Source organism: Polynucleobacter sp. es-MAR-4 (assembly GCF_018882055.1).
GTDB lineage: Bacteria > Pseudomonadota > Gammaproteobacteria > Burkholderiales > Burkholderiaceae > Polynucleobacter.
The window spans coordinates 1-24,528 of record NZ_JACVPF010000003.1; the positions used below are offsets into that span (position 1 = coordinate 1).

Consider the following 24,528-nt stretch of genomic DNA (forward strand, 5'->3'; position numbering starts at 1 on the left):
TGACCGTATTAGTCGGCGGTATGCGCGTTCTTGGAACAAACTATGGCGGCGCTAAGCAGGGCGTGTTCACAGAAAAAGAAGGGGTGCTGAGTAACGACTTTTTCATCAATCTAACGGACATGAACTACCAGTGGAAACCTACCGGCAGAAATAGCTACGACATTGTTGAGCGTAATACAGGTGATACCAAATGGACTGCTACTCGAGTTGACTTGGTATTTGGCTCTAACTCTATCCTACGTGCCTACGCTGAAGTGTACGCACAGGATGACAACAAAGGAAAGTTTGTGGAAGACTTTATTGCGGCATGGACTAAAGTGATGAACACAGATATGTTTATCTAAATAAACCTGAAGTAACATATCAAGGGTGGCAATAGCCACCCTTTTTTCCATCAAGATTTGACATTTTGAATGACGTGATAGGGGTCAACTTTTACCGCCCCCATTCGGGGTTCGATGGTTAAGGCGTGCACCCCGACGCTTGCGGACACCCACTCAATCGACTACAAGATCAACACAACCTAGGTCTGCCCTTCTCCAGCCAGTAGATTTTTAACTTGCTAATGGCTGTTTTAGTTAGTATTTGTTGCTTGCTTGAGCAATACTAGTTGCAGCTCTTTTTGTCCATCAAATCAGAGAGCCTCATCATTCTGCTGTCTGCTGCGGCTATGGCTTCATTGGCATTGCTATAGGTGGCAACTATTCCCACTGGGAAAAAGATTGCAGCGGCAGTATTTGTGCCATTTAAACCCTTTACATCCTCAGCATCCTTTTTGGCCTGCTCTGCATTTCGATACTCCTCTTTCAGGGACTCGCAGGACAAGCTTTTATCTGAGAGCCTAGTTACCTCTATTACCTTCGGCGTGGAACAACCCGACAAAAGAGCCGCCAAAAATAACGCCAGAGTAAAGTGGATAGATACCTTCATTGAAATTCTCCTTTAAGTGGGGTGTGAACGAAGTTACAAAATTGCTTTGGAGGCAACCAGCTAAGTCCATGCATTTATTTGCTTTTCCACTCAATTTTATGGAGCAGCCAGCGCTCCGAACATCCCAATTTCATGGGATGTTCCATGGGCCTCTTGATTACTAAAATTATCCTTCTCTTATACACATGCAAGACTATCAAGCAATGAAAAAATTCTACCTGGCAACTTTATTTATGCTGTTACTGCATTCAATACATACATTAGCTGCTGATGAGTTAACACCCCAAGCCATTATTGGGCGGAGCACCCTTAAATCCATCATTGAACACAATCCCCATCCAAGCAATACCCTAAGCTCTCAATACTCAACCACCTTAATTTATCAAGCCTATAAAAAGGGGGCCACTCAAAGAAGCGCATCTGAATCAAATGCAATTGAGCTTGAATTTGATAGAAATGAGATCCTATCGGCAATTAAACTTGTTCATTTTGAGCCGAGTATCAAGAATTAGTCTCTTTAACCAATAAATATCACTGTTGCATACAGCTTGGAATTAGCCATGCCGACGCTCAGTAAAGCCTTTTGGTCAGACAACCGCAATGGATCATCCTCTTTAGCTGTGCAAGGTTGGATTCGGGGAGGTTGGGCGTTTTAGGGTTTGAAAAGCATCTCCGGAAAATAAAAAGCCTAAGTCCTTGATTTAGGCTTTTTTTCACCATTAAATTTGCGCAGATAGTCCCTAGGGACTAGTGGAATACGCTCATTCAAAAATTAGACTGTCACTTGTCTTACGCAATAACAAAAAGTGATAGTGATTAAGCCATATTTCAATCCGCCGGTTTGTGATGTATCTTCTGCGGCTTTCCCAAAGGGGAAGGCCGCAGATCTGCGCTTGAAAAAAATCTTCTTCGCACTTCTCTCTAGTTCATCACTGTGCGTAGCAACTAATTTACTCGCTGAGCCGTTGGCAAGCAATGCATTGCCAACGGGCGGACAGGTTGCGGCAGGAGCTGCAACGATAAATCAAGTCGGTAATACGATGAATATTAATCAAAGCACTCAACGTGCTGTGATTAATTGGCAAAGCTTCTAAAAACCCACTATTTAAGTTATGAGATCCGAAAAAATTATCGTTCGAGATAACTCTCTAGATGATTTAGATATACCCATCTTTATCAAAAATAATGAGGGGTTCTATATCTACTGCAATAAAGCATTTGTTGACTTTTTAGGAATTCCAAAGAAGAAAATTCTTGGGAATACGGTATACGATGTCGCACCCAAAAAATTAGCCGGCACATGTGTTGCCACAGATAGGGCATTACTTGAACCAGCAAGCCAACAGCGCCATGAATCCAACGTCCAAACCAACTCAACTATCGAGACCAAGATTACCTTTAGCAAGTCAATAATTTATGACTCCAATTATGATATTGCGGGATTTATTGGTGCGGTCGATGCTGGATCTGCGATCGCACAAAACGGATCAGACCTCAAGCAATTGACACCAAGAGAAATTCAGATCCTCGGCCTACTTACAAAAGGCAAGTCAGTAAAAGGAATAGGTCGAACCCTCGCAATCTCTCCTCATACTGTGACGCATCACCTAAAATCAATCTATCTAAAATTAGATGCACACTCAAAAAGTGAGGCTGTATTTAAAGCACTAACACTTCTGAAAACCCGCACACAAAAATTTCTTTGCTAGTAATTTTTTATAGATAAATCAGCACAGCTTCCTCATAATTTGCGCATTCTTCTGATATTGAATAAGCGCCACCCCATGCGATAGGTAGAACTATCTCCCCTTTTGCTTAAAATTCCTAATAAATAATATTGGCCTAGTCAAATATTGTGATTGCATATATTAGGGTCAAATGCTTCATATGGCCACCCATCCCATTGGATGAGCGCAACCTAACCAGCAGCTCAAATTATTAAAAAGGCTCCGCAGAGCCACCTCAACATAATCAGGCAAAGTAGGTCTGCAGCACCTATAGGCTACAGGGATCAATATTAATTTTCTAGAAATGCGATCTACTGCTGTTGCTCACCACGACAAGGCGGTCATTTCAAATTCTTAATGGCCTTTATACAACTGGACGAATTTGATAGTCTTTGAAAAATTAAAGACATCGGAACTAATGCATAAAATCCTGACCTCCCAACCCTTTAATTTGTCATCCCAAGAAATCCAATTAAATTTCCATCCAGCCAATTTGGATACTGCTCATACACATACACTTTTTGCAACTTGTCCAGCAAAGATTCTGAGGCTTCAGCGACACCAATTGCGATCAACAAGGCAGCGTCAATCACGATAAAAACTCCAATATCCCCCTTCTTTTTAAAGAGTAGGATTGCAATGGCTGTCGTTAAAAATAAGGCGGCAAGAATAAGCGTCATGGGACTCTATTGAGCTAAGGATGCTTACATTATCTAACTCCATTTAAATACTAAAATCCCATAAAGACGGGGCAGAACATTGCACCAATCCCTATTAAAATTCAAAATGCAACGGGGTAATCGTTGCATTCTCTGTGGTGCCCCCGCCTTAAAAAGCGGGGGTTTTAACTCATACCCCCAGAATTCTTTTTACGTAATCTTTTGTTTATTTAAAAAGGCGCCTTTATGGAATATCATGTAGCCAAAGGTGGCATTGAGGTCTTGCATCTTGCACCCCAAGTACGGCAGCAAAGGTTGTCAGCGATCCTACCGTAAAACCCTGTCACCGCCTATAGCGCCGACCCCTCTTATGATTGACCCATGCTTGCAACCGGTATTTATTTGCTCGCATTGCCGACAATCGAGGCAGAGCTCTTAATCCCCTATCCCTCGGCTCTACTCACGCTTACCACGCCCATGATTGGCCGCTCATCTAACTCAATATTCTCAGCAGCTGCATGCGATCGGTATGAACGTCGGCAAATAGTTCCGATTGGCGTGCTTATTTTTACAGCCACTTCAATTACCTCTATTTTTATTAATTCTGCTGCAGACCTAGTTGCCCACCCCGCTTTTTTTAATCCTTTAGCGGAGGTGGTGGCACGATTCTTACAAGGGTCATTGTGAGGTGCACTTTTGATTATCACAATCAAGTTCCTATACTGAGCCATCTATAAGTGGGGGCAGCTCTTTCGCCTACATTAGAGCCAATATTGGGGGAATTCTTGGTTGCGAGAATGGCTCGCGCGCCCCCTTTGTTTTGACATGAGTATTTACGGGAATAACTTTTTATTAAAAGACCCATTATTTCAATGCGGGATTTGTAAAGCATCATAACTAATTTTGTTTATCTGGTGCCGACCTGGAGATAAAGGTACGCAACCTTTATCAACCCCATCAATTACGCAAAAACTGGCTAAGATTTTTCTGATTACAAAGGTATTCACAATCAACCCCTCACTTTTAAATGGGCTTACCTACAATCCAGGCCGATTAAAAGCAATTCCGCCCGGCAGCCGCACATATTCAGTGCAATTCGTCACTATTTGCATCCAATTGGTGCGCGGCAGTGATTCCGATTAATTGCTGATCGGTAAACTTGTATACAAGTAAGTACATCAATTGTCGCTTGTCAACCAAAAGGAGTCTTTTACATGAGCAAGAGCACATTTAGCATTGGACGTCGTCAGGTATTGCAGGCAGGCGCTATTACAGCAGCCTCAAGCCTTATCCCATCACTTGCCAATGCAGCTGATGACAAAATTCAGATTGGATACTGGCCTATTGCTAGCGGACTACCTTTTTATGTAGCCTTAGAAAAAGGCTACTTTAGGGAAGTAGGGCTTAACGTTGAGGGCGTAAAGCTTGCCAGCCCAAACCAAATTGCCGAAGCAATGATTGCCGGTCGCATTCAGGGCTCTGCAAACGGCACAGCCTCTGCAGCGTTGGCCCTCGCTGAAATTTCCTCACCAAATCTATTTAAGATTATTTGCTGCAATCCTTCAAATGCCAAATATGTATTGGATGAAGTCTTGGTGCCGCTAGACAGCAAAGTCAAAGCCATTAAAGACCTTCCAAAAGATGTTAAGTTTGGCTGCGGACCTGGCATTCAAAACGTAACCCTAGCGAAGATCATTCTTGAAAAAAATGGACTCCCAAATGTTCAACCAATCGAACTGCCAGTAGGTCAACATATTCCGGCGCTAGCTGCTGGTCAAATTGATGCTGTTTATACCCTTGAGCCATCTGGAACAATTGGGAAGGTTAAGGGCGTATCACGCGTATTGGAAGCAGGTGTTATTTCTAAATATATGCTGGGTGATGCAATGGCACCCTGGTTTGGTGGATCAGCATCATTGACCACCAAACTCATTAAAGAACGCCCTACCGATGCAAAGAAATACATTCTTGCCTATGCCAAGGGGGTAGATTTTGTCCGCAAGAATCCAGAAGAATCTAGAAAATCACTTGATGGCTTTACTGCAATTGAAGAGGCGGTTGTTAAAGAAGTGCCTTTAGCAAATTTTGTGATGTTTAACGAATTTAAATCTAGTGATATTGCCTACTTCCAGAAATACTTCGACGTCTTTACTGATCGCAAGATTTTCTCCAAGATTGTGGATGTTAAACCCCTCATTTACGGCGGCTAATATTTCATGATTAATAAAGAGCGCCTTCAGAAACTTCTTCCATTGATTGGGCCCATTGCACTTTTACTACTGTGGAGCCTGATCTTGGAGGCGAAGTGGGTAAAGCCAATCTTGCTGCCACCGCCTGGGGCAACTCTGGCCTTTATGGCAGATTCATTTATGAGTGGCGCCATCCTTGGTGATTTATTCGCCACGATTAAGCGCACCTTCTATGCCTTTGCTATTGCCACTTTCATTGGGGTTCCATTAGGCGTCATTTTAGGTAGTAATGAAAAAATTTATCGAAGCGTCGAATTCTTGATCGACTTCTTTAGATCAACCCCTTCTTCTGCCTTAATACCACTCTTTATGCTGATCTTTGGAATTACTGATATTAATAAGATTGCTATCGCAGCCTTTGCGGCTGTGTTGGTCATCCTATTTAATAGCGCCTATGGCGTGATGAATGCCAAAAAAACTCGCGTTAACGCAGCAAAAACCATGGGTATACCGATGCGCTATATCTTTAGGGATGTCCTTCTAATGGAGAGCCTACCCCAGACGTTTGTAGGTTTACGGATGGGTATATCCATGGCGCTGGTGATTGTGATTGTGGCGGAAATGTTTATTGGCTCTGAAAATGGCCTAGGTCATCGCATCATTGATGCGCAGCAAGTTTTCAACGTCAAGGAGATGTACAGCTCTATTCTTATTACTGGCGCCCTAGGCTATGTCCTCAATCTTTTATTTTTTATTTCAGAAAAACGTATTGTTCATTGGGGTGGAAAAGCATGAGTACCATACTTGATTTACCAGCAGAGATTGGTACTCACGTCACCATCCGCGGGCTAGATAAGTCCTTTAATGGAGCCGTCTTATATGACAACTTCAATTTAGATATTCCTAAAGGAAAGATTATCTCGATCTTTGGCCCTAATGGCTGCGGCAAATCCACTTTAATCAATATGATTTCTGGCTTGATGTCTATTGATTCAGGAGAAGTTCTTTTCGATGGAAAAACCTTAGACAAAACCACCATCGGCTATGTGTTTCAAAATTATCGCGATGCCCTTTTTCCTTGGATGACTTCATGGGAAAACATTGCCTACCCTCTTAAGCGCAGTGGAATATCTAAGGAAAAGGTAAAGGCTCGGGTTGATGAGCTCGTAGCTTTATTTGAAATTAAATTTAATCTCAATTTATATCCATATGAACTCTCCGGTGGTCAGATGCAAACCGTCTCAATAATGAGAGCTCTTGCGCCCAAGCCAGAAATCCTATTTTTAGACGAACCCTTCTCTGCCTTAGATTTTGAAATGACATTATTTATCAGGGCTAAGTTACAAGAAGCCAACTTAAGCACTGGTGTGACGATGATGATCGTCTCGCATGACCTAGAAGATGCAGTCTTTTTGGCAGATAGGATTCTGCTATTAACTCGCAGACCTACTAAAATTGCTGAGCACCTGACGTTTGATATGGAAAAACCAAGATCGCCTGAGAGTGTTAGTGAGGCTGAGTTTATTAGAACCAAAGCATTGGCATTGGAAATATTTCAACGGGAGATGAGAGCGTGATCACCATTAAAGAATTGCTTCACCGATATCAATCTAGCCAGATTTCTCCACAAAAGCATATTCATGAACTGCTAGAGACTATCCGCCATAACTCTCAAGAGGCAAGAGATCCAGCCTGGATTTGCGTTGCTACAGAAATCAACATTAGTAAACAGCTAAAAAATCTGGAATTGCTAGCCAAAGAAAAAATGATTGCCAACTTACCCCTATACGGCATCCCATTTGCTATTAAGGACAATATCGATGCGCTCGGCTGGGAAACAACTGCAGCCTGTCCAGACTTCGCATTTGATCCTAATAAGAATGCGACAGTTGTCCAAAAACTGATAGATGCTGGCGCCATCTTGATTGGCAAAACCAACCTAGACCAATTTGCTACCGGCTTAGTTGGAACTCGCTCACCTTACGGAGCTGTTCCCAATACGTTTGACCCCACTTATGTCAGTGGCGGCTCGAGCTCTGGCTCTGCCTCAGTAGTTGCAAGAGGATTAGTTTGCTTTAGCCTAGGCACTGATACAGCTGGTTCAGGAAGAATTCCTGCAGCATTTAACAATATCGTCGGCACTAAACCCACCCCGGGACTGGTAAGCACCGAAGGTGTATTTCCCGCATGCAAGTCAATTGACTGCGTATCCATCATGACGCTCACTGCTGCTGACGCCGATATTGTTCTTGATGTTATCAAGTCTACTGAACTTGATAGGGACAAAGAGGCGCAGTTCCACCCAATCCCAAAACTAATCTCCAACTTTAGAAGGCCCCCTCGTATAGGCATTCCTCTCGGCTGCCAATTTTTAGATGATGGTCAGTATCAAAAAGCTTTTGCTAAAGCCATTAAAAATGCAAAAGGCTTAGATGTTGAACTTGTTCAAGTAGACATTGAGCCTTTTGTTAGGGCTGGTAAGCTTTTGTATGATGGTCCCTGGGTATCAGAGCGTTTTGCAGTTACAGAAGATTTTCTAATATCTAATCCAGATTCTTTTGACTCTAGTGTGAAGCAGATTATTCAAAGTGGTTCCTCATACACAGCCGCACAAGGCTTTAGAGCAATCTATCAGTTAAAAGAGTTAGAAATTGAGACTAAGAAGACATGGGCGAAATGTGATGTCATTTTGGTGCCAAGCGCCCCTAATCATCCTACCTTAGAGGATTTAAAAAGCCACCCTATTTTAAAAAATAGTGAATTGGGGATGTATACCAATTACGTAAATCTCATGCGTCTATGCGCTGTGGCAGTTCCTGCTGGATTTACGGACAAAGGTATGCCCTTTGGAGTTACGCTGATAGCGCAAGAAGGTTCAGACATCGCCCTACTCAAACTAGCAGCACAATGGCAGATCTTATATGGTCTCTCGCTGGGAAAATCCGATGTCAAGGCAACTCATACTGAGCTCTCTATTAGGGGTAATTATAAGGACAGCATAGAAATTGCCGTGGTTGGAGCGCACCTTCAAGGTATGCCTTTGCATTCACAGTTAACTGAGAGGCATGCTCATTTAATAAAGTCCTGCAAATCCGCTAGATCCTATCGACTATTTGCACTACCCAACACCACCCCACCAAAACCTGGGCTAGTAAAATCCAAGTCAAACGGAGTCGCGATTGATATAGAGGTCTATGCAATGCCAGCATCTGAAGTAGGATCATTCTTAAGACTCATTCCAGCTCCACTAGGTCTTGGCAGTATTGAATTAGATGATGGTACATGGGTAAAAGGGTTTATTTGTGAACCCTATGCAATTGAAGGTGCAAATGATATTAGTGATCTTGGTGGGTGGAGAGCTTATATGCATCAGTTAGGAGATCAAAAGTAATGTCGTCTATTATTCCTATGAATAGCGAGTTCTCCAGTCTGGCAGAACATGCCTATGATCAGATTAAACAGAAGATCTTTAATTTTGAGATGATGCCTGGGGATTTAATCTCGGAAGGTAATTTAGCCAAGCTCGTATCAGTAAGTAGAACTCCACTGCGCCAAGCATTACAGCAGTTGCAGCATGGTGGATTTATTAAATCCATTCCCAAAATTGGCTGGCAAGTTGCGCCTTTAGATTTTGATAAACTTGATGAGCTTTATGACTTTCGCATCTTGATTGAGTTAAACGCCGTTAAAGCTCTTTGCAACTCCAATCGAGATAATCAAATCTTCAAGGATCTATATAAAATCTGGCTAATCCCAAAATCAAAGCGTAGCTTCAATACTTTGGATGTTGGAATACTAGATGAGCAATTTCACAATTCATTGGTTAAGGCATCAGGAAATAAAGAAATGCAAAAGACGCATTCTGAAATCACCGAACGCATTAAGATTGTTAGAAGACTAGATTTCACGAAGAGTGATCGCATCAATTGCACTTATGATGAGCATGGTCAAATTATTAAAGCGATTTTGGCGGGCAGGGCCAACGAGGCTCAAAGATTACTAAAAGCACATATTGAGCAAAGTAAGATTGAAGTAAGGAGGATTACTCTTGGGATGCTGCAGGACGCTAGAAAACAAGCATTTGGGTAATATCGGGCAACGTTGCTTGATGACCGAAAGTATTTATTAAAAATCCAAGGCCAATGGATCAATCATCCATTGGCCTTGGATAGCCGTTATTAACCCAATGCAGACGGCGAAAGAAAAACTACTCGGCGGCGGTTTTGGTGCTTCTTTGTGGTCCCGGGCGGGATCGAAAGGGGCCGAGGATCACGCGCCCCATTATCTTATTTTTCGATCACTAGTACCAATATTATTCGTTAGACTGATAATATATCCTCCTCCAAAATCGCCCCATCGCCATTAATAAAAGATAGGAGCGAGGAATGAAGAATCATCACAATGGATCTGAGAGCTTGTATTTTCTAAATCATGGATTTGAGAAGGATTTGGCAACATACTTTAATACTGCGACCATCAATGGAGGTCAACCATGATCATCAACGCCTTGAAAAAAACGGAGCCAGCTCGCTTGATCGTTGGGGTCACGATTGATATCGCTGGGGTAGCTATTGCAGCATCCCAGTATTTACAGAGTCACCATATTTTTTAATTAAAGGAAAACGCCGTGAATAAATTTGACAAAGTAATGGGTGACAGTGAAACTAACCTAAAGCAATCATTTGCAGCAGATTATTCGGCTTGCTTTATGAGGGCACTAAAGCATGCGGCTTGATTAAAAAAGTAAAGTTACCCGATGATGCTTCTATTAATGCCAGTGTTGACATTGATCCAATCCCACAAGGATTTGGTATCGTCGTCAAACCGTCTGCAGCCTTAACTGGCTTATATAGAAATGTTGCTCAGGACTTAATTGGTATAGCTCATCAGGTTTGCCGCTATTCCAATGCTACTCGCAGAAATATTGAGGCTGATGTCACCGCTGTATAAATCATCATTTTTAACGAAGGAGAAGTTATGGGCACCAAATTAACTAAGAATGTCATAGACATTGGCATCAGCGAAATAGATCGTAAAGCTATTGCCAGAGGATTATCCGAGCTTTTGGCTGATAGCTATTCTTTGTATTTAATGACTCATAACTTTCATTGGAATGTGAAAGGCCCAATGTTCAACACCCTTCACACCATGTTTATGACTCAATATACAGAGCAGTGGACAGCTCTCGATTTAATAGCGGAACGCATCAGAGCACTTGGAGAGCCAGCGCCCGGCACTTATAAAGAATTTTCAAAGCTCACCTCAATTAAAGAAGTTGACGGGGTCCCAAAGGCAATGGATATGGTCAAACATCTTGTCAAGGCGCAAGAGGCTACAGCAAAGACCGCTCGCAAACTTTTCCCGTTAGTCGAAAAGGCAAACGATCAACCCACAGCAGATCTACTGACTCAGCGTCAAGACATCCATGAGAAAACCGCTTGGATGCTAAGGAGTTTGCTGGAGGAGTAAAACCTATTGATGTAGTTTAAAACAACATCTCGCTCACCAGCAATACTAAAACCACCCGAAGGTAGTTTTAGTATTGCTGGTGAGTCGGAGTGAAATCAAACCACCGATAAAAGGATTTTCAACTCCTTGCTCTAACGACCGCTATTGACCGTTCTCTGTCGGTAAAGCGCCATAAAAAAACTTAGTTGAACGGCAGAGATGAGATGTAAAGCAGACTTTATGTTTATCAAACAATAGTATCGGCAACTCTTCTCGCCCGCATAACTCCGTATCTAGTTGCATCCCAAGCATGATCCTCAGCATCAGTATCTACGTCTTCGGGGTTTAATGAATCTGGGGGTAATTGTGGGATCGTTCTTAGCCAGTGCTTACAGGTTGAGAAAATTTTGAGCCTGTCTTCAGCCAATAGGCGAATGATTTCTTGAGCTCCGTTTACTCTGCTCCTAGGGGCGTTGTAGGCTTCAGTCCATTTCACCCCTTTGTCTCTGAAGATCTGGCCTATAGATCTCTCTGCCCCGATCTTTGAAAAAATAGATGGGTCAGCTAGGTTCATGCGGTATTCATAGCCAAGGCGTTGGTCATGTATCTCAATCTTCTTGATCTTCTCCGCTACTACGGTGGCGTCTTCCCTTGTACCCGTGTTTTCTTTCTCGCCATATCCATAGAGCTCTCTCCATAGGTAATAGACTCCATCATTGGATAAGGCAAACCAATAGACGGCATATGGCCGCGCATACCCCCAGTCCATAGAGCGCCAAACCTTCCATATCGGTGGAATAGCAAAGGGCTCTACGACGTGTTTAGAGGGTTGCCACACGCCTTCCAAGAAACTTCCCACGTGGATATCCCAATCTCCCTCTAACCAGGCTCTACGCCTGTTTGGATCGCTTAGTGACTCTAGGCTCATGAGGTAGTTGGGATCGTTTTTTAGGAGATGGGTATTCTCATAAATCGTTGAATGAATTCTCACCCTAGGCAGTGCACCCTCTTGCCGAATAATTTGACCCGCCGGTATAGCCCCAATTTGAAATCTTTCCTTTACTGATGCATGGCCTACTCCAAATGGATTACAGGTGGCTCTCACCATTCTTGGCATTCCTGGATGAGATGACCTGCAGGTGGAATGCATGGCTTCATAGAAAGAGAGGTTGCGCCAGTTCGTTAACTCTTCGAATCCTAGCCAGGGGTATTCATGGCCATGGTAGTTCCAGTAGTCATCCTCATTAGCGCCATATCTGAAATACAGCATCTCTCCTGTTGGCCACTTCCAGACGTAGTCTGATTCATTGAACTTGGCGCCTGGGAAGATTTGATAGAACCAGCGCTTACTCTTGGCCACTACGTCAGCTAGTTGGGGATAGGTCAGACGAAAGAGGGTACCCCGCCAGTGATCACCAAAGCCTCTGCCTACATGTTGGGCATAGCTCATGAGTAGGGTATCGGTCTTACCTCCTCCTCTAGTACCTTCTAGAAGCACTTCATACACTGGGCAAGTTAGAAACAAGGTTTGGCTACCGGGCAATGGTGCCCAGATGGTTTTCATGGATTAGTGTTTTGCTTGGGCCGCCCGCTCCCAATCGTCTACGCTCATAGCGCTTGGTACAACCAAGACTCCACTTTGAAGTGGTGCGCCATCTTTACCGGTGTGCTCAATGGCAGATAAGCGGGGATGTACGTAAGGTGCGGCATGTCTTCCTACGGTGGCAGCCATGTTCAGAAGCTTGATACGAGCTTCATTTGCTAAAGCCTTATCGCCCAGCTCTTCTTCTTGAACATTGCCAGCCTCTTCGTATAGCTGGTGCATTACCTTCATCATGACTTCTAGAGGTGTGATCCCCTGCGTAGCAACAGCTTCAGCAATCTGGCGGGTTCGCTTGGTTAGGCTGCCCGTCTTGCGACCAGCCCCTGGTCTTGCGCCGCCCTTTGATTTCTTTTGATTATTTTCAATCATGGGATAGGGGATGAGTCTTGGATGAGAGTCAAAAGATGGGGTTGCAATGCTACTGAGTCTCCAATAGGCTCATCAAACTCGATGATGATTCTTTGGAATAAGTCATGACGGCTTTGGGCTCCGCGGTGTTTGACTACAGTGCCTACGCGCCCACTTGGTGTCTTCACTTTTGATCCAATCGGGAAGTCTTCCATGTCTAGCCGATCAATCACTCCAGCTATAGCGTGGTTAGCTTGCATTGGATTTCTCCTCCAACATTTGCTTAATCTCCTTACGCTTTCGTAGCTCAGCAAAGATTCTGGTTTTAAAAGCAGGATACGTCTCTGATATTTCGGCCTTCAGTCCAAGCTCTCTACCTTTAGCATCGATAGCTTCACTGGTTTTCCACCAGACATCTTCATCTGCATTAGCAGTTTCAGCCTTCTTGCGCGCCCCTTTGAGGATGGCCAAGACATAGCCAGCATTGATAGGGGTTGAGTTTGAGACTTTCATGCGTGTTTCCTTGGCCGTAGCGATAGCTTCTGCTACCTCGGCTTCTGATACTCCGAGATTGACGATATCCCGTATGCGGTAGTCGTCTACGGCAATGGCTCTACCCTCTTTGCTGATCATGGCTGCAAAGCTTTTATATTTTTCGATGCGCCCCTGAAAAACTTTTTCTTCGTCGGATGGCGTAGTGGACTCTTGGGGAATTTTTTCCTTTTCATCCCCATTGTTTTGTTTGTCTGGTGTATGGAGATTGGTTACTGGTGACTGGTGTTTGGTGTCTGGTGAGCATTGCGTTCGCAATGCGATCGCATTGCGAACGCATCCATTATTGGGGATGATTTCTGGCTGAGGCTCGTCAGCTGGAAATGACTGCCACCTGCCTTCTGCACTACGCCTGGCTTTGAGTTGCTTATCTTTAAAGCGGGCTATCTCATGATCACAGCGCTCTTGTCTCCAGCCAGCATCAGTCAGGGTAAAAAATTCATTGAGGACGGAGACAACTGCAATTTTTTCTTCTTTTGATCGTGCGTTGATCAATCTTTGTACTAGCCTGATTTCGATAGGTAGTGGTTTTTCTGTGGCGTAGTACTTTCTGATGAGGCGACTGTAGGTTGCATCTTCTATGAATGTAAGATGTGCGGTCGCTTCTGCGTAATCTCCAATGTGATGCTCGTAGTAATTCATCTCGATCTGTCTCCGTATAGTTCTTTTTTCTTGCGTGCAATATTTTTTGCAAGAGATGAATCTAACAATCGAAGAGCGTATCGTCAAACGCGTTTTTTCTGAATTTTTCTTTAATTTATTTATTCATCATTTCCCTGTCATCCATGTTTGAGAAATTCGTGAGAATGATTTTCTTTATCTGAAGTGTTTATTGATCTATGAGTGTCCACCGCTCTCTTTGCGCTATCAGAATCTTCTGACAAGGCTGTAGCCATTTATTTATATAGCTTGTGTCACTTCTATGAATAAATATTTTTTTGTAGTCAAAAATTAATATGCGTCTTCAAAGTGGGTATTGACATTTGATTGACCACCAAAATTTCATTGACTACATTGCACTTCAGCGGCACACAGATTGATTCATAACAAAACACAATAGGAGATTAAATTTAATGATGGCAATTCGCTTATACAGCTTGTATCGATCTTATGGATACACAAAAATGAGTTCCGCAAAGATGGTCTTACAGGCCTATCGCAAAAACTTAAAGCGCGCCCGCTAAGGAGATGGTGATGAGTCAATCAAGCCCCCAAATCCCACCTATTGCTTTGATGAGAATTCCGCAAATATTGAAGGTGATGCCAGTTTCTAAATCGAAGTTTTGGCTCATGGTGCAGAAAGGTGAATTTCCAAAACCAATCAAGATTGGTCGATCATCTTTCTGGACGATTGAACAGGTTCAGGCATTTATTCGGGAAAGGAGCGGTCAATCCACCAATTGAAAAATGGCTATCTCCTGAGGTTAATCTTTAGCCCTAGCAAATCAATTTCAGGAGATAACTATGAGTAGCATTAATCAACCCAAAATATTTAGCGTTGATGTCTACAGTGACTATGGAGTGAATACTCAAAACCCTTGGGTACACGCCGGGGAATTCTCAGAGCTAAGGACGCTATTGAAGTTTGCAAAAAAGTAGTTGACGACTTCCTGCGCGCACCAATCAATCGCTATATTGAGCCCGAAGTGCTGGCGCACGCCTTTCTGAGCTACGGTGATGTGCCAGTCATTAGTGGCACTCAGAATCTACCCAATTTTGATATCTACGAATACCTTACCCAGCGTTGCGCTGAGATATCAAGCCCACAGCAATCCATCTAGATCTGAATTGAGACTCGGTTTTAGTGGTGGGTAGAGAGGTGGGTAGAAGAGCCCCAAAAACATAGAGCCTCATGGTTAGGGGCTCTGCTGTCGTATATGGCGGAAGAGGTGAGATTCGAACTCACGGAGGACTTTCATCCTCGCCAGTTTTCAAGACTGGTGCATTCAACCGCTCTGCCACTCTTCCTTGCGATTTAAGTCCTAGATTATAGAGAACTTTTGATTTGCGCCTCCAAATGCTGGGCGATAGCCAAGCAAGAGGTCAGGCCTGGGGACTCAAAGCCATAGAGGTTAAATAGGCCATGAAGCTGATGCTGCTGGGGTCCTTCAAAGTAAAAGTCTCCTGCCGGGGCATTTGGCGGGACGATTTTGGCTCTGACGCCGGAGTAATCTGCCTGCAATGAGCCGTCTTTTAGGTCGGGCCAGTACTGCCTTACTGCGGCATAAAAACCCTCCCCACGCTTTGGATCGACCGTGTAATTAATCTGGCTCTCCTCTTCAATATCAAGCCATTCCACATCCGGACCAAACTTGGCCTGACCACCCATATCCAAGGTGAGATGAACGCCGAGTCCACCGGGCTCAGGGATCGGATAAATCAAATGACTAAATGGAGATTTACCAGATAAAGAGAAGTAGTTACCTTTTGCAAAATAGGCTTTAGGTATGAGATCTTTAGAAAGACCCTCTATTTTTTGAGCCAATGCTGGAGCGCTTAGTCCCGCACAATTAATCAACAACTTTGTCTGAATGGTCATGCCATCAGCACCACCAATGGTGAGCTCAAAGCCACCTTCAGCATTGGCACCAATCGGCTTTGCAGCAAGTAAAGGTGATTGATAGGCGACCATACCGCCTGCATCTTCAAAGCCGCCAAGCAATGAGAGCATGAGACCGTGGCTATCCACTACACCCGTTGATGCTGAAAGCACTGCTGCTTCACATTGCAACTGAGGCTCCAGCGCTTTTGCCTGCTCTCCAGAGATCATCTTGATATCGGGAACTTGATTATTTTGGGCTTTGTACAAAATAGCCTGCAGATCATCTAGCTGGCTAGTATTGGCAGCCACAATCAACTTGCCGTAGGCTTGTGTGCTGACTTGATGGCTTCGGCAATATTCATATAAAAGGCGATTGCCTTCGACGCAAAGCTTCGCCTTGAGAGAATCTTTGGGGTAATAAATCCCCGCATGAATCACTTCACTATTGCGCGCGCTACTAATGGTTCCGAACGAATCCTCACGCTCGAGCAAGATCGTCTCTCGGCCCTGTAATGCCATCTCGCGAGCGACCGCCAAACCCACTACTCCAGCACCCACTACTACGCAATCAACCTGCTCCATTCGGCTATTCCTGACCTGATTTCAGATATGTCTCAATTTTGTAATGACTTTTGCCTAGGCTAAAGCCTCTATATTGCTGAAATCGTAACATTTTCAGCGTTTTAAGGGGATTTTGATGCCCTTATTGATAAAATCTAGCCATGTCTTTGCAAGCCCATTCAGCATCCCAAAACCTCCATTCCGCCATTGATATTGCGCTCGATACCGCATACCAGGGAATTGATGCCAATGGCTGGGTAAAGCTCTTTGCCCAGGCACGCAAATCCAAGGTGGAGCAATTCATTGTGGATATGTTTGCAGGCAAGCACATTAACAACAGCGAAGATCGCCCCGCCCTGCACTCTGCGCTCCGCAATCTCACTAAAACCCCGGTACTCATCAATGACTCAGATGTCATGCCAGCAGTATCTGAGGTTTGGCATCGGATTGAGGCACTTTGTAATAAATGGGTTGGTGTTACAGATGTGATTCATATCGGTATTGGTGGATCTGACTTTGGCCCCCGCCTCGCTATTGAAGCCTTAGCTCATGTCCCAGGCATTGATAGCCGTGGCATGCGCATGCATTTCTTGGCCAATATTGATACCGCTGAATTAGCTCGTATTTTGGTGCGTGCTCAGCCTCATAGCACTCGGGTGATTGTGGTCTCGAAATCATTCACCACTCTGGAAACCTCCATGAATGCCAAGGCCGTTGTCGCTTGGCTTAAAGACAGCGGTTGCACCAAGAGTCAGATTGCTCACGCACTGTATGCAGTAACTGCTAATATTCCTGCCGCTAAAGAATTTGGCGTTGAGGAAGACAATATTTACCCCTTCTGGGATTGGGTCGGTGGTCGTTATTCCGTCTGGTCAGCTGTTGGCCTACCCATTGCCTTGCAATATGGCTTTGAGACCTTTCAGCAATTCTTGGCTGGTGCAGAAGCGATGGATCTACATTTTAAGAATGCACCCCTAGAAGAGAACCTGCCCGTCATCATGGCGCTCACCTTGCTATATCAGCAAGAGAAACATGACATCAAGGCTTATGCGGCCATTCCGTATGCGGATGCTCTAGATTGGTTTCCGAAGTGGTTGCAGCAGCTCGATATGGAAAGTAATGGCAAGAGCGTGGATCGTGACGGCAAGCCAGTTAAGCACTCTTCACCAGTGGTATTTGGTAGTGCTGGCAGCAATGCACAACACTCCTACTTCCAGCTCTTTCACCAGGGTACTGAAATCATCCCAATTGATTTCATTGCTGTACGTGAACCCATGAGTGATCGGCCTGAGGCTGTAGCGCATCACCGCATTCTGCTTTCCAATTGCTTGGCACAAGCGCAAGCATTAGCAAATGGCAAAACTGCTAGTAATCCAAATGATGTTTACCCTGGCAAACGTCCTAGCAATCTGCTGCTACTGCCTAAGCTCAATGCTTTTTACCTCGGCGCCCTACTGGCTCTCTATGAGAACCGTACTGCAACACTAGGTGCACTCTGGAATATCAACAGTTTCGATCAACCTGGTGTTGAGTACGGCAAAGTCCTCGCTAAGCCGATTGAGAAAGCCCTCACCAGCCACCAAAATAATATTGCCGCAAGTGACGATATTGATGCCGTCACTGCTGCTCGTATTAATTTATTAAATTCAAATAACTAGTTATCGCCCAAGCAAGGCCTGGGTGTTTTTACTGAAGGATCTGTAATGCAATTGTCTCCATCCATTTTTAAAGCGTATGACATCCGCGGCATTATTGATGAGACCTTAGATCCTTCGATTGCCAAGCTCATTGGCCAGGCGTTTGGCACTGAGATGCGCGAGCTAGGCGAAACCGATATCGTCATTGGTCGCGATGGTCGCCTATCTGGCCCCAGCTTGATTGAAGCGCTAACTGATGGCTTACTTTCTACTGGCATCAATGTGATTGACCTGGGAATGGTTGCAACACCAATGGTGTACTTTGCTGCCAACCATACGATTAATGGCAAGACACCGAAGTCCGGAATCATGATTACCGGTAGCCATAACCCACCTAATTACAACGGCTTCAAAATGGTCTTGGGTAGCGCGGCCATTTATGGTGAGCAGATTCAGGATTTGCGTAAGCGCATTGAAGCTAAGAAGTTTGCCGTAGGCCAAGGTACTCGAAGGACTTTCGATATTTTCCCAATGTATCTCAATTACATCGTGGGCGATATCAAACTTGCTCGCCCAATGAAAATTGCTGTGGATTGCGGTAATGGTGTTGGTGGCGCCTTTGCAGGAAAATTATTTAGAGCTCTAGGTTGCGAAGTTCAAGAACTATTCTGTGAGGTGGATGGTCATTTCCCCAACCACCATCCCGATCCAGCCCATATTGAAAACTTACAAGACCTCATCAAGAATTTGCAGACTACCGATAATGAATTAGGTCTCGCCTTTGATGGCGATGCCGATCGTTTGGGCGTTGTCACTAAAGATGGTCAGGTGATCTTCCCAGATCGTCAGATGATGTTGTTTGCTAAGGACGTCCTTTCCCGCAACCCAGGCGGGCAGATTATTTATGACGTGAAGTGCACCCGCAATTTAGCGACCTATGTCAAAGAACATGGTGGCGAACCAATCATGTGGAAAACTGGTCACTCTTTAGTTAAAGCCAAGTTAAAGGAAACTGGTGCCCCACTTGCTGGCGAGATGAGTGGCCACATCTTCTTTAAAGACCGTTGGTTTGGATTTGATGATGGTCTGTATACCGGCGCTCGCTTGCTAGAGATCCTCAGCAAGGAAAAGAATCCAAGCGACACTCTCAATAACTTACCGAATGCCATCTGTACTCCAGAATTGCAACTGGCTTGTGCTGAAGGTGAACCTTTTGCCTTGCTAGAAACGATTAAAGCCAATGCCAAGTTCCCAACCTCTGAATCCATCAACACCATTGATGGTGTCCGCGTGGAATATGCCGATGGCTTTGGTCTAGCTAGACCCTCTAATACAACGCCAGTCGTAGTAATGCGTTTTGAGGCAGATAGCGAAGAGGCGATTAAGCGAATTCAGGCAGAGTTTAAGGCAGTCTTGCTGGCTGCTAAGCCCGAAGCAAAACTACCGTTCTAGTGAACCGAGGGCTTTGCACCCTCTTCTTCATCTTCTGCAGACTCAGCAGTCTCCACTACCTGAGGTACATCGCCCCAAGTGGCGTGCTCACGTAATTGATTGAGTAATAGGCACATGGCCTGCAAAGTAGGTCCAGCCATCTTCAGGTTGATATTGGCTCCACCTGGAAGAACTAGATCTAATGACAGCATGTCTTCAGAATCCTGTTTCTCGAAAGAACATTTCACATCCAAGACAAGAACGGGATCAGCCCCCAAAGGATAATTATTGGCAGGTAGATATGTCTCAGGCTTGACTGCCTCTCGACGTTCTCTTTCTGCCTTAACAGCTTCCTCACCGAATTCGGCAATTGCCTTTGCTGCCTCTGGAGTATGGGATTGCTCTAAATTCTTCACTAATAAATGCGATGTAGCAGCAAGAATAAATAAGGTTACGCGACGAGTAAACCAGAAGCGAAACTCCGTATCTTCTGTCGTATTAAAACGAAATAACAAGCGATCATCGGGCGCAAGATAGCTGGCGTTGAATTGCTTAATACTCATAGGGTGATGTCTTTAAAGCCAGGTGCTTGATTAGGCATAGGTTGAGATGACTTAGGCTGCCCCCTTCTGGAAGCCTCCTCTAATGCACGCTGAATAGCCGGCAAAGAGCCATTGAGACTGAATCGATAAACAGAAAATGCTCCGCCTTGTAGGGCAACAGCAAACCCAATATTACCCCCCGCTTTTACGGCATTCATAACCTGATCAAAGGGATCCAGAATCTGGAAATAATGTTTACCAACCAGAGTGCATTGCATACCAAGAGCTGCTGAGACTGTTGAGCCATTCATGAGCACAGCATTTTTAGTATTGGGCTGGCAATTGAGATTGGGGTTGAGATAAAACACGCAAGTGCTACCGCCACAAAACAGTCCTAGTGAAGAATTGGAGTCGTTGACGGTGTAAGCCTCCGTTGTTTCAGTGCCGACCTCAACAACCCAATTCTGATAAGTCAATTTTTCATTGGCAAAAGCTTGCCCATGGAAAGTCATGGGCATTAATACAAATAGCGAAGTCAATAGACGCTTGATCATTTGACTACTTTAGCAGTTTCTAGGTTAATTTCCCTTGGAAATCTTGGTTGATTTCATGAGGGCATTGACTGCCTCTTGGCGCTTTTGCTGGATGAGGCTTTGGGCAATTGCGTTTCTTGCCTGATCAAAGGTAGGCAATACAAATGGCCTCACGTCATCAACCTTAATGACATGCCAACCATTCGAGGTTTTGACGGGGACTTGAGTTACCTTGCCCTTGGTAAGGTTGGGTACTAGATCATTGATTGGCGGGGTCAGCTGTGATGGAAGCGCCCAGCCAACGATACCGCCCTGCTGCCCGGAGGTTTGATCCAAAGACTTTGCCTTAGCAAGATCTGCGAATGAGGCTCCATTATTAATTTGTCTGATGATCTCTACGCCATCGGCCTCGTTGGCAACCACGATTTGAGCAAGCAAATACTCAGTTGAATTTTTAGGATCCTTACTGAGCTCCACTTGTTTGTCATAAACGGCACGAACATCTTCATTGGTAACTGGATGAGCTGCAAAGTACTGAGCAAACCAGATATCCATCATGGCATTTTGTTCTGCCATCTTGATCTTAAATGCGTTATTAGGCTTGTTCAGAAGACCTGTTTTCTTGGCGTCTTGCGCTACCGCCTCACGCAATACAAGATCATTCACAATCGATTGACGTAACTCTGGAGTATCTTTAGCGCCCTCAGATACAGATACTGCAACCCATTGATCCACCTGGGCAGCAGTAATTTTTGCACCATTCACGGTGAGGAGGGTTTGTGATTGCTGTGCATAGACAGCACTCATGGCTAGGGTTAAGAAGCCAGCAACTAGATAGCTATAGAGTTTGGATTTCATTTACTTTTCTTTACTTTGTTTTTTTATTGTCTTTTGCTTTTTTCAAGCGCTCCATCAGCATCTGCCCCATGATCTCAGGGCGGCCTTGGAAAATACGCTCCACCTTATCTGGTCCAGCATGCTTACGTCTGAGCTCATTGCGCAGCTCATGATCCTCCGCAAGCTTAACAACAGCTTTGATGTAATCCTCAGTAGTGGTAGCCACTAGCCAATTAGGCATACCAAAGCGCTCAAACAAGCCCTGGTCGATATGTTCATTAACCTCTGGTCCGGTTTTGCAGACCCCCACTAATCCAGCTGTAACAGTATCGATAATGCCGTTGGTATTACCAAATGGGAATGGGTTGATATACATGTCGCACTTACGGACAATATCCATATATTCGGTATAGCCACGATGCGCATACACAATGGCGTAGTCACCAAGTACATTGCGCACTACGCGCTTCACTTGTTCGTACACCATGCCTTGTGCAAAGGCTACTGCGAAATGGAATCTCACAGGCACTTTGCTACGCAAGGCAATCTCTTTGCAAGCATTGAGGAAACCAGGGTTGATTTTCATTGCCGATGCCGCCACCACAATATCGACCACTTCAGGTTTTTCACGAATAATCGGCGGCTCAGGAGTTTGGCTTGCCAATCCCGATGGACGATATGGCATACCGTCATTAGGCAAAATCAGCAGCTCCTCGCTAAAGCAATCGGGATCACCCACGTAATCCTCCTCTACTACAACGTAATCCATTGAAGAAGAATGTGAGGTCGCTGGATGACCTAGCGCCATTGCCATCACTGGGGCCAGACGAATGTTAGCAAGCATCATTGTGAGCGGGAACATGCCAACACTTGGCATATAAAACACTTGGGCTTGGCGCGCCTCTGCCACACCTCGGATTTGAGAAATTTGCTCTTGCAATGAGCCCTGCTTAATCTCAATCCACTCGTCAAATACTGCATGGCCAACTGCATCGGTTGCATTAGATAGACCCATTCCAACAATATGAAATAGCTCTTTAGCAGCCTCTAGAGTTCTTGAGTGGGTACGGTAAATGGAATGTCCTGCATTAAACCACTCCATCACTACCAGCATCGTAGGTTTTTCACCATTTTTAGCAGGCAAGACAGGGGTATCTAGAGGGAGTAGCTTATAAGCTTCCAGCCAGCGCTCAATCAAAGTATTAATTGCGCCTTTGATTTCATGTTTATCAGGTCGGTCAGCATAACTGCAATGCATGTAGACGTCATGCATGATGCCAAATGGCAATGCCTCAAGCGATTCTATCTCGGGTAACTTTGCGCTTAGCCATGGCAAGAGTGCTTCACGCTTGTTGTGTGCCTGTGGGGAACCCAAAAACCGAGGGGATAAAAGGGCCATACCTAAAGATGCAGCCAGGTATTTATTGGCTTCCCACAACTTATCCACTTCTAAAACAATTTCAGATTCAGGCAAGTAGAGCAAAGCAAACTTCGGCAAATCTTGGGCAGTGACCTCAAGGTGTCCAAGGTTCCCTTTTCCGGCCAAGTTCAGTGCGCGCACGACATGATCGGCATTAATAAAGTCGGTTGAGCCAAAAATGGTTGCAAACCAACGTTGCAAGGTAAACAGCGAGGTTAAGCTCTCTGGTGCAAAGTGAAAGTCTTTATCTGAAAACAAGCAAGAGATTGCGGAAGCCAGGCGAATGCCTACATGAGCTTCACGGTGATCTTCTGAAACCCCTGCCAGAGGCTGAGCCTGAAACTGACCGCCTGGAACGCCATAACTACTATCCAGAATCGAGAGTAAGTTAACCAGCATTCTGGCCGCTTCCTCATGTTGGCGACTATAGGCTGCATGTTCAAAGTCTTCCAGCTTAAAAACCATATTCACCTTGTTCATCGATTTTTACTTATTCCTTATTAATCTATTTATTCTTAGCAACTGTAACAAGGGCTAGCTTAGTAACACCAGCACCCTGCGCCATGGCGATTACTTGTGCCAGACGGCTATATTTTAAGTTCTCATCTGCATCAACCTGCAACTGAAATTTGGGCTCATTTGCTTTAGATACTAGCGCTGATTTTAAGGCTTGGTCATTAATGGCCTTGCCATCAAGCTCAAGCGTGCCATCTGCCTTAATAATTAACTTAGTTAAATCTTTTTCGACCGGAGATTGTATGGACTCTGTTTTTGGCAAATTAACTCCTAAGCTTTGCGGAATCAGCAAAGGGGCAGTAACCATAAACACGATCAATAGCACGAGCATCACGTCCACTAACGGAGTAACGTTCATCTCCGCCATTAATCCAGAGTCATCACCACCGCCGCGAACTAGCATGTCTCACTCCATTGCTTTTGATTACGCATCGCTTGACGCAAGAAATCCTCACTAAAGCCATCCAACTCAGAAACGTGAACACGTTGTTGGCGCATGAAATAGTTATATACCAGTACTGCAGGAATGGCGGTTGCAATACCCACCGCTGTTGCGATCAATGCCTCACCAATCGGGCCGGCTACAACGTCAATACTGGCTTGACCAGTAGCGGTAATCGTTTTAAGGGCATTCATAATCCCCCAAACAGTTCCAAACAAACCAATAAACGGTGCAGTTGATCCAATCGATGCTAATTCTGCATAGCCACGCTCACGTCCACGAATAATGGCATGCAGTTGCTTGCGTAACTCACGATCAAGGATCTCCTGAAGCTCCTGGTGATCACAACCTTCACCCTCCTCCCCAGATAGTTCTTTGCAAGTAACAAATCCCGCCTTAGTCAGCTTTGCAAAATCACCCTGACCTATCTGTGCGGCGCCGCAACGACCTTTCCAAGTGCGATCGCCCCAGAAAGACTGCAGAAAATCGCGGGACTGTTGCGCCTCCTTACGAAAAGCCAAGATCTTAATAACCGCAATAGACCAAGTTGCTATGGATAGCGACACCAATATAAATAAGGTTAAATCAACAATAAAATTAGAGGAGTTCAT

28 protein-coding genes, 1 tRNA gene and 1 pseudogene are annotated in these 24,528 nt (G+C 44.7%); 16 read left to right on the forward strand and 14 right to left on the reverse strand.

From position 1 onward, the window contains the following. A pseudogene (locus tag ICN16_RS09625) lies at nt 1–344 on the forward strand (peroxidase family protein); the annotation flags it as partial. Nucleotides 345–606: 262 nt separating this feature from the next. Here the strand turns inward: ICN16_RS09625 and ICN16_RS09630 are convergent. After that, on the reverse strand, nt 607–930 hold the full coding sequence (locus ICN16_RS09630; protein WP_216136991.1) for a hypothetical protein: 324 nt from the start codon (nt 928–930) through the stop codon (nt 607–609). A 185-nt stretch (nt 931–1,115) separates the two neighbouring features. On the opposite strand from ICN16_RS09630, the gene ICN16_RS09635 reads away from it, so the two are divergent. The 3 genes from ICN16_RS09635 (at nt 1,116) to ICN16_RS09645 (ending at nt 2,639) form a co-directional block, all read left to right on the forward strand. Beyond that, complete coding sequence (locus tag ICN16_RS09635) at nt 1,116–1,442, forward strand: hypothetical protein (RefSeq protein ID WP_216136993.1); 327 nt, start codon at nt 1,116–1,118, stop codon at nt 1,440–1,442. Nucleotides 1,443–1,742: 300 nt separating this feature from the next. Then, entirely contained in the window at nt 1,743–2,024 is a 282-nt protein-coding gene (locus ICN16_RS09640) for a hypothetical protein (RefSeq protein ID WP_216136995.1), read from the forward strand. An 18-nt stretch (nt 2,025–2,042) separates the two neighbouring features. Then, nucleotides 2,043–2,639, forward strand: a complete 597-nt coding sequence (locus tag ICN16_RS09645) for a helix-turn-helix transcriptional regulator (RefSeq protein ID WP_216136997.1) — start codon at nt 2,043–2,045, stop codon at nt 2,637–2,639. 464 nt (nt 2,640–3,103) lie between these two features. Here the strand turns inward: ICN16_RS09645 and ICN16_RS09650 are convergent, their stop codons facing one another. Then, complete coding sequence (locus tag ICN16_RS09650; RefSeq protein ID WP_216137000.1) at nt 3,104–3,337, reverse strand: hypothetical protein; 234 nt, start codon at nt 3,335–3,337, stop codon at nt 3,104–3,106. 360 nt (nt 3,338–3,697) lie between these two features. Here ICN16_RS09650 and ICN16_RS09655 point away from each other — a divergent pair, with 360 nt between their 5' ends. The 8 genes from ICN16_RS09655 (at nt 3,698) to ICN16_RS09690 (ending at nt 10,974) form a co-directional block, all read left to right on the forward strand. Beyond that, complete coding sequence (locus ICN16_RS09655) at nt 3,698–4,003, forward strand: hypothetical protein (RefSeq protein ID WP_216137002.1); 306 nt, start codon at nt 3,698–3,700, stop codon at nt 4,001–4,003. Nucleotides 4,004–4,530: 527 nt separating this feature from the next. Next, a complete protein-coding gene (locus ICN16_RS09660) occupies nt 4,531–5,526 on the forward strand; it encodes an ABC transporter substrate-binding protein (protein ID WP_216137005.1) in 996 nt (331 codons plus the stop codon). A gap of 6 nt (nt 5,527–5,532) precedes the next feature. Next, the gene (locus tag ICN16_RS09665; RefSeq protein ID WP_216137007.1) at nt 5,533–6,300 is read left to right on the forward strand and encodes an ABC transporter permease; all 768 of its coding nucleotides are present in this window, start codon (nt 5,533–5,535) and stop codon (nt 6,298–6,300) included. Further along, entirely contained in the window at nt 6,297–7,082 is a 786-nt protein-coding gene (locus ICN16_RS09670) for an ABC transporter ATP-binding protein (RefSeq protein WP_216137009.1), read from the forward strand. The genes ICN16_RS09665 and ICN16_RS09670 overlap by 4 nt, the downstream gene beginning before the upstream one ends. Beyond that, nucleotides 7,079–8,896 (forward strand): allophanate hydrolase, encoded by a 1,818-nt coding sequence (gene atzF / locus ICN16_RS09675; protein WP_216137011.1) that lies wholly within the window; start codon nt 7,079–7,081, stop codon nt 8,894–8,896. The genes ICN16_RS09670 and atzF overlap by 4 nt, the downstream gene beginning before the upstream one ends. After that, nucleotides 8,896–9,594, forward strand: coding sequence for a GntR family transcriptional regulator (locus ICN16_RS09680; protein ID WP_216137013.1), 699 nt, complete (start codon nt 8,896–8,898; stop codon nt 9,592–9,594). The genes atzF and ICN16_RS09680 overlap by 1 nt, the downstream gene beginning before the upstream one ends. A 642-nt stretch (nt 9,595–10,236) precedes the next feature. Further along, a complete protein-coding gene (locus ICN16_RS09685; protein WP_216137015.1) occupies nt 10,237–10,455 on the forward strand; it encodes a hypothetical protein in 219 nt (72 codons plus the stop codon). A 27-nt stretch (nt 10,456–10,482) separates the two neighbouring features. Further along, complete coding sequence (locus tag ICN16_RS09690) at nt 10,483–10,974, forward strand: Dps family protein (protein ID WP_216137017.1); 492 nt, start codon at nt 10,483–10,485, stop codon at nt 10,972–10,974. 226 nt (nt 10,975–11,200) lie between these two features. Here the strand turns inward: ICN16_RS09690 and ICN16_RS09695 are convergent, their stop codons facing one another. The 4 genes from ICN16_RS09695 to ICN16_RS09710 are packed head-to-tail and all read right to left on the reverse strand — an operon-like array spanning nt 11,201 to nt 14,098. Then, nucleotides 11,201–12,517 (reverse strand): terminase family protein, encoded by a 1,317-nt coding sequence (locus ICN16_RS09695; protein ID WP_216137020.1) that lies wholly within the window; start codon nt 12,515–12,517, stop codon nt 11,201–11,203. A gap of 3 nt (nt 12,518–12,520) precedes the next feature. Next, nucleotides 12,521–12,925 carry a hypothetical protein gene (locus ICN16_RS09700; RefSeq protein ID WP_216137023.1) on the reverse strand — a complete coding sequence of 135 codons (405 nt, stop codon included), beginning with the start codon at nt 12,923–12,925 and terminating at the stop codon, nt 12,521–12,523. After that, entirely contained in the window at nt 12,922–13,164 is a 243-nt protein-coding gene (locus tag ICN16_RS09705; protein ID WP_216137026.1) for a hypothetical protein, read from the reverse strand. The genes ICN16_RS09700 and ICN16_RS09705 overlap by 4 nt, the downstream gene beginning before the upstream one ends. Then, complete coding sequence (locus ICN16_RS09710; protein ID WP_216137029.1) at nt 13,154–14,098, reverse strand: YdaU family protein; 945 nt, start codon at nt 14,096–14,098, stop codon at nt 13,154–13,156. Before ICN16_RS09710 ends, ICN16_RS09705 begins: the two co-directional genes overlap by 11 nt. Before the next feature lie 552 nt (nt 14,099–14,650). Between ICN16_RS09710 and ICN16_RS09715 the strand changes: the two genes are divergently transcribed. Continuing rightward, nucleotides 14,651–14,860 carry an AlpA family transcriptional regulator gene (locus tag ICN16_RS09715; RefSeq protein WP_216137031.1) on the forward strand — a complete coding sequence of 70 codons (210 nt, stop codon included), beginning with the start codon at nt 14,651–14,653 and terminating at the stop codon, nt 14,858–14,860. A 134-nt stretch (nt 14,861–14,994) separates the two neighbouring features. After that, complete coding sequence (locus tag ICN16_RS09720; RefSeq protein ID WP_216137033.1) at nt 14,995–15,237, forward strand: hypothetical protein; 243 nt, start codon at nt 14,995–14,997, stop codon at nt 15,235–15,237. 97 nt (nt 15,238–15,334) lie between these two features. On the opposite strand, the gene ICN16_RS09725 is transcribed toward ICN16_RS09720, so the two are convergent. Both ICN16_RS09725 and ICN16_RS09730 read right to left on the reverse strand, forming a co-directional pair. Continuing rightward, a tRNA-Ser gene (locus ICN16_RS09725) sits at nt 15,335–15,424 on the reverse strand. Nucleotides 15,425–15,443: 19 nt separating this feature from the next. Further along, a complete protein-coding gene (locus ICN16_RS09730; protein WP_216137036.1) occupies nt 15,444–16,580 on the reverse strand; it encodes an NAD(P)/FAD-dependent oxidoreductase in 1,137 nt (378 codons plus the stop codon). A 140-nt stretch (nt 16,581–16,720) separates the two neighbouring features. Between ICN16_RS09730 and pgi the strand changes: the two genes are divergently transcribed. Together pgi and ICN16_RS09740 are read left to right on the forward strand one after the other, a co-directional pair. Continuing rightward, entirely contained in the window at nt 16,721–18,217 is a 1,497-nt protein-coding gene (pgi, locus tag ICN16_RS09735) for a glucose-6-phosphate isomerase (protein WP_216137039.1), read from the forward strand. A gap of 45 nt (nt 18,218–18,262) precedes the next feature. Continuing rightward, nucleotides 18,263–19,648, forward strand: a complete 1,386-nt coding sequence (locus ICN16_RS09740) for a phosphomannomutase/phosphoglucomutase (protein WP_216137042.1) — start codon at nt 18,263–18,265, stop codon at nt 19,646–19,648. Here the strand turns inward: ICN16_RS09740 and ICN16_RS09745 are convergent. The 6 genes from ICN16_RS09745 to ICN16_RS09770 are packed head-to-tail and all read right to left on the reverse strand — an operon-like array spanning nt 19,645 to nt 24,528. Beyond that, the gene (locus ICN16_RS09745; protein WP_216137045.1) at nt 19,645–20,190 is read right to left on the reverse strand and encodes a hypothetical protein; all 546 of its coding nucleotides are present in this window, start codon (nt 20,188–20,190) and stop codon (nt 19,645–19,647) included. The two genes, ICN16_RS09740 and ICN16_RS09745, sit on opposite strands and share 4 nt — an antisense overlap. Beyond that, nucleotides 20,187–20,723 (reverse strand): hypothetical protein, encoded by a 537-nt coding sequence (locus tag ICN16_RS09750; protein ID WP_216137048.1) that lies wholly within the window; start codon nt 20,721–20,723, stop codon nt 20,187–20,189. Before ICN16_RS09750 ends, ICN16_RS09745 begins: the two co-directional genes overlap by 4 nt. 24 nt (nt 20,724–20,747) lie before the next feature. Further along, the gene (locus ICN16_RS09755; protein ID WP_216137051.1) at nt 20,748–21,560 is read right to left on the reverse strand and encodes a peptidylprolyl isomerase; all 813 of its coding nucleotides are present in this window, start codon (nt 21,558–21,560) and stop codon (nt 20,748–20,750) included. A 10-nt stretch (nt 21,561–21,570) separates the two neighbouring features. Then, nucleotides 21,571–23,439, reverse strand: a complete 1,869-nt coding sequence (locus tag ICN16_RS09760) for a peptide transporter (protein WP_255533735.1) — start codon at nt 23,437–23,439, stop codon at nt 21,571–21,573. Between the two features lie 25 nt (nt 23,440–23,464). Continuing rightward, entirely contained in the window at nt 23,465–23,878 is a 414-nt protein-coding gene (locus tag ICN16_RS09765; protein WP_216137053.1) for a biopolymer transporter ExbD, read from the reverse strand. Next, nucleotides 23,872–24,528, reverse strand: a complete 657-nt coding sequence (locus ICN16_RS09770; protein ID WP_216137056.1) for a MotA/TolQ/ExbB proton channel family protein — start codon at nt 24,526–24,528, stop codon at nt 23,872–23,874. Before ICN16_RS09770 ends, ICN16_RS09765 begins: the two co-directional genes overlap by 7 nt.

What these genes read in the sequence shown, in the direction of transcription:
- ICN16_RS09630 (WP_216136991.1), bottom strand. Translation starts at nt 930, where the DNA reads ATGAAGGTATCTATCCACTTTACTCTGGCGTTATTTTTGGCGGCTCTT.
- ICN16_RS09635 (WP_216136993.1), top strand. Translation starts at nt 1,116, where the DNA reads ATGCAAGACTATCAAGCAATGAAAAAATTCTACCTGGCAACTTTATTT.
- ICN16_RS09645 (WP_216136997.1), top strand. Translation starts at nt 2,043, where the DNA reads ATGAGATCCGAAAAAATTATCGTTCGAGATAACTCTCTAGATGATTTA.
- ICN16_RS09650 (WP_216137000.1), bottom strand. Translation starts at nt 3,337, where the DNA reads ATGACGCTTATTCTTGCCGCCTTATTTTTAACGACAGCCATTGCAATC.
- ICN16_RS09655 (WP_216137002.1), top strand. Translation starts at nt 3,698, where the DNA reads ATGCTTGCAACCGGTATTTATTTGCTCGCATTGCCGACAATCGAGGCA.
- ICN16_RS09660 (WP_216137005.1), top strand. Translation starts at nt 4,531, where the DNA reads ATGAGCAAGAGCACATTTAGCATTGGACGTCGTCAGGTATTGCAGGCA.
- ICN16_RS09665 (WP_216137007.1), top strand. Translation starts at nt 5,533, where the DNA reads ATGATTAATAAAGAGCGCCTTCAGAAACTTCTTCCATTGATTGGGCCC.
- ICN16_RS09670 (WP_216137009.1), top strand. Translation starts at nt 6,297, where the DNA reads ATGAGTACCATACTTGATTTACCAGCAGAGATTGGTACTCACGTCACC.
- ICN16_RS09680 (WP_216137013.1), top strand. Translation starts at nt 8,896, where the DNA reads ATGTCGTCTATTATTCCTATGAATAGCGAGTTCTCCAGTCTGGCAGAA.
- ICN16_RS09690 (WP_216137017.1), top strand. Translation starts at nt 10,483, where the DNA reads ATGGGCACCAAATTAACTAAGAATGTCATAGACATTGGCATCAGCGAA.
- ICN16_RS09695 (WP_216137020.1), bottom strand. Translation starts at nt 12,517, where the DNA reads ATGAAAACCATCTGGGCACCATTGCCCGGTAGCCAAACCTTGTTTCTA.
- ICN16_RS09700 (WP_216137023.1), bottom strand. Translation starts at nt 12,925, where the DNA reads ATGATTGAAAATAATCAAAAGAAATCAAAGGGCGGCGCAAGACCAGGG.
- ICN16_RS09705 (WP_216137026.1), bottom strand. Translation starts at nt 13,164, where the DNA reads ATGCAAGCTAACCACGCTATAGCTGGAGTGATTGATCGGCTAGACATG.
- ICN16_RS09710 (WP_216137029.1), bottom strand. Translation starts at nt 14,098, where the DNA reads ATGAATTACTACGAGCATCACATTGGAGATTACGCAGAAGCGACCGCA.
- ICN16_RS09715 (WP_216137031.1), top strand. Translation starts at nt 14,651, where the DNA reads ATGAGTCAATCAAGCCCCCAAATCCCACCTATTGCTTTGATGAGAATT.
- ICN16_RS09730 (WP_216137036.1), bottom strand. Translation starts at nt 16,580, where the DNA reads ATGGAGCAGGTTGATTGCGTAGTAGTGGGTGCTGGAGTAGTGGGTTTG.
- pgi (WP_216137039.1), top strand. Translation starts at nt 16,721, where the DNA reads ATGTCTTTGCAAGCCCATTCAGCATCCCAAAACCTCCATTCCGCCATT.
- ICN16_RS09740 (WP_216137042.1), top strand. Translation starts at nt 18,263, where the DNA reads ATGCAATTGTCTCCATCCATTTTTAAAGCGTATGACATCCGCGGCATT.
- ICN16_RS09745 (WP_216137045.1), bottom strand. Translation starts at nt 20,190, where the DNA reads ATGAGTATTAAGCAATTCAACGCCAGCTATCTTGCGCCCGATGATCGC.
- ICN16_RS09750 (WP_216137048.1), bottom strand. Translation starts at nt 20,723, where the DNA reads ATGATCAAGCGTCTATTGACTTCGCTATTTGTATTAATGCCCATGACT.
- ICN16_RS09755 (WP_216137051.1), bottom strand. Translation starts at nt 21,560, where the DNA reads ATGAAATCCAAACTCTATAGCTATCTAGTTGCTGGCTTCTTAACCCTA.
- ICN16_RS09760 (WP_255533735.1), bottom strand. Translation starts at nt 23,439, where the DNA reads ATGAACAAGGTGAATATGGTTTTTAAGCTGGAAGACTTTGAACATGCA.
- ICN16_RS09765 (WP_216137053.1), bottom strand. Translation starts at nt 23,878, where the DNA reads ATGCTAGTTCGCGGCGGTGGTGATGACTCTGGATTAATGGCGGAGATG.
- ICN16_RS09770 (WP_216137056.1), bottom strand. Translation starts at nt 24,528, where the DNA reads ATGAACTCCTCTAATTTTATTGTTGATTTAACCTTATTTATATTGGTG.